At 45.6% G+C, this 3,427-nt stretch carries 3 protein-coding genes; 2 read left to right on the top strand and 1 reads right to left on the bottom strand.

What is annotated here, in order from left to right; genetic code table 11:
- Positions 1–396 precede the first annotated feature (396 nt).
- Entirely contained in the window at positions 397–783 is a 387-nt protein-coding gene (locus tag IQ234_RS20285) for an AbrB family transcriptional regulator (protein WP_002765913.1), read from the bottom strand.
- A 532-nt stretch (positions 784–1,315) separates the two neighbouring features.
- Here IQ234_RS20285 and IQ234_RS20280 point away from each other — a divergent pair.
- On the top strand, positions 1,316–2,302 hold the full coding sequence (locus tag IQ234_RS20280) for a succinate dehydrogenase/fumarate reductase iron-sulfur subunit (protein WP_193958397.1): 987 nt from the start codon (positions 1,316–1,318) through the stop codon (positions 2,300–2,302).
- 59 nt (positions 2,303–2,361) lie between these two features.
- Positions 2,362–3,363, top strand: a complete 1,002-nt coding sequence (locus tag IQ234_RS20275) for a CsgG/HfaB family protein (protein ID WP_193958396.1) — start codon at positions 2,362–2,364, stop codon at positions 3,361–3,363.
- The last annotated feature ends 64 nt before the right edge of the window (positions 3,364–3,427 follow it).

Below are 3,427 nucleotides of genomic sequence, written 5' to 3'. Positions count from 1 at the left end.
GGTGTGGGGAGAATAAAGCTGACTCCTGACTCCTATCTCCTGTCTCCTGACTCCTATCTCCTGTCTCCTGACTCCTGACTCCTGACTCCTGACTCCTGACTCCTGTCTCCTGTCTCCTGAATACTGTCTCCTGATGGCTAAAACAACAAACCCCCTAGGCATAGGATAACTGTGGAACTTTGCTCTGGTAAAGCCTAGCTCCAACAAAAATCCATCCCTAGGGGGTTGCGAAAAAGAAGAAAAAGTGCTTAAGGAAAACCCCTCAAGTTGATAAAAGAGGCGGTCAGGGGTTAGAATTAGGGGTAAGAATCTATATTGTCTTTTCGGTCGGTCTTGTCAAAACTAGCCCTTTTGACTGCCGATTTTTTTTATCCTTATCCCTACTCCGTAACCTATTTAAGCTTCTACCGATTCTTCTGATTCCGTTTGTTTGAGGTGGATGTGCTTGTAGCCAAGTTTGATTTCAAACTCATCGCCGGGCTGCAAGTTCATTTGTTCGGTATAGGTGGAACCGATGACGATTTGACCATTTTTGTGGACACTAACCCGGAAAGTGGGTTCGCGGCCGCGGCCATCTTTAGTGCCTTCGGGATCGAGGGGAACCCCTTTTGCACCTAAAACAGCATCGTAAAAGTCGGTTAAATTGACTCGAACTTGGCCATCTTTACTTTGAGAGTAGTAACCACAACGTTTTGCTGTTTCGCGACGGGGTAAGTGGGATAACTCTTTGACTTTTTGTAGTAGAGCTTTCCCGGTTAGGGGAGTAGGAGAGATGTCACTCATGGTACTTTTTAATGTTCCTTGATTTTTGACTGACTGTCAATTAAGTTTACACTGACAAATTAATCATACCAAAAATCTCGCCAAAAATGTCTAGAGGAGAATAATAAATTTTTTAAAACTGATGGTTCGGTGATGACAATCGTGCTAAGAAGACCCCGGACTAGGTAGTAAGTGTAAAGCTTGTGGGGGAGAGGAAATTTTTGGCCAAGACTCTGGCAATTTTTGGTCGGGTGCGAGGAAAACAGGAGGGAGAAAGTGAGGACATAAAACCGTTTAAGCTATACCTAGCAAGGAATTGAGAAACTATACTTGTGGTTGGAGTTGGCAAAAAACTAATGATCCAGAGCAGTAAATCCGGGGTGATTAAACTGTTTTCGAGCGACTTACCCATCTATCATTAGGCCTAGATACCCACCCCTTGGCTCAACCGACCGGGGAAAATCTTAAGGATTAATTACCATTACTAGCTCCCCCTTAGCCCGTTAACATCGATTATCCTGAGTATTAGGAGTCCCTCATCCCCGTGCCGAGTATGGAAGTTTCTTTTAAAATTCTGCGTCAACGACCCAACGACACCCCCTACCTAGAAAATTTTACCCTAGAGGTGGAGGCCGGAAATACAATTCTCGACTGCCTTAATCGCATCAAATGGGAACTTGATGGAACTTTGGCCTTTCGTAAAAATTGCCGCAATACAATTTGTGGCAGCTGTGCCATGAAAATTAACGGTCGTTCGGCCTTGGCTTGTCAACAAAATATCGCCAGTGAATTAAACCATTGTAGCCAAAAAGATGCCGGAGAAATTCCCGAAATCACGATCGCACCCCTGGGGAATTTACCGATTATCCGGGATTTAATCGTCAATATGCAACCGTTTTGGGACGATTTAGAAAGAGTTGAACCTTATATTAGTAGTCAAGCACGCACCATTCCCGAACGAGAATTTCTGCAAACTCCAGAAGAAAGAGCCAATCTCAATCAGATGGGTAACTGCATTATGTGCGGGGCCTGTTATTCGGAATGTAACGCCAAGCAAGTCAATCCCGATTTTGTCGGGCCCCACGCTTTAGCAAAAGCGCAGCGCACCCTAGCAGATTCCCGCGATGGTAATCAAGAAGGTCGCCTAGAACTTTATAACCAAGGCACCGCAGGGGTTTGGGGTTGTACCCGTTGCTATTTCTGTAATGCGGTTTGTCCTATGGAAGTGGCTCCTATGGATCAGATCGGTAAAATTAAACAGGAAATACTCGCTCGCAAGTCGGCCGCTAGTAGTCGTCCCATTCGTCACCGGAAAGTTTTAGTGGAATTAGTCAAAGCAGGGGGATGGGTGGATGAACGCCAATTCGGCCTCTATGTGCTGGGCAATTATTGGCGCGATTTACAGGGTTTATTAAGTATTGCCCCCCTGGGATTGCGGATGATTGCTAAGGGTAAATTTCCCACTTCCTTTGAAGCTTCCGAGGGAACCGAGGAAGTGAGAGGTCTAATTACGGCTATTCAAAATTCTCGCTCTCGATAGTTAGAGTAATTTTGAGATGATTATGATCTATATTCTATTTGACTGGAGAACCCCTTATCATGTTCGATCGAGATAGTATCCGTGGTTTTTCTGCCCTAATCACCCTTGTGGGAGTCGCTTCTAGTTTGGGTTTTAGCTTCAACGCACCGGTTTTCTCCCAAGCTACCTCTAACAATTTACCGTTACTCTTAGCCCAAAAAAGCGAAAAGGTGCGCGTAGCGGTTTTAGACTTCGATTATAGCGGTCTCAGTAATCCCCAATGGTTAACATTTCTCAATGGTGGAGCCAGTGGTGTCAGTGATATTCTCGTCAATAGATTGGTGGAAAGTGGTCGCTATACAGTCATTGAGCGCAGTCGCATTGATGCTGTCCTCAGAGAACAGAATTTGGGAGCTTCGGGACGGGTAGATGCCGCTACCGCCGCTCAAATCGGGCAAATTTTGGGGGTGGACGTGGTGATTATCGGTTCGATTACCCAATTCGATTTACAAAAAAAACAATCCGGTGGCTCGTTTATTATTTTTAGCACCGCCAAGACAGAAACCGATGCTTTTGTCAAGTTAAATGTCCGGGCAATTAATACCACCACGGCCGAAATTATTACCACTGCTCAGGGAGATGGTAGTGCCAATCAATCCGATGGTTCAACCGTGGTTTTAGGAGTTGGGGGTGGTTCCCAAACCTCCAACGAAGGGAAATTACTCAGTATTGCCACCGATAAGGCAGTGGCGCAGGTGGTAGATAATCTCAATAATAAAGCCGACCAAATCGCCGCTACACCTCGCTCGCTCCCGACTGTCACCGCTTTAGTGGCTGCCGTGGCGGGAAATCAAGTAATTCTCAATAAAGGTACGGGAGAGGGTTATCGTGTTGGTTTACGCATTTCCATCGAAAGGACGACTCAAACGGTCAAGGATCCGCAAACGGGTAAGGTTATCCGTCAGATTACTCAACCGATTGGCACTCTCGAAATTGTCGAAGCTGATGGTCAATCTAGCGTCGGTCGCATCATTACCGGTAATGGTTTTAAAATCGGTGATTTAGCTAAACCGATTCGTTAATTGGGAATTATGAATTATGAATTATGAATTATGAATTGGGGAGGTGGGGTGTGGGGTGTGGGGA

Origin of the sequence: Microcystis aeruginosa LEGE 91341 (genome assembly GCF_015206885.1) — a bacterium.
Lineage (GTDB): Bacteria > Cyanobacteriota > Cyanobacteriia > Cyanobacteriales > Microcystaceae > Microcystis > Microcystis aeruginosa_H.
Note: the sequence above shows the minus strand (reverse complement) of the source record. Positions and strands in the feature narration are given on the sequence as shown.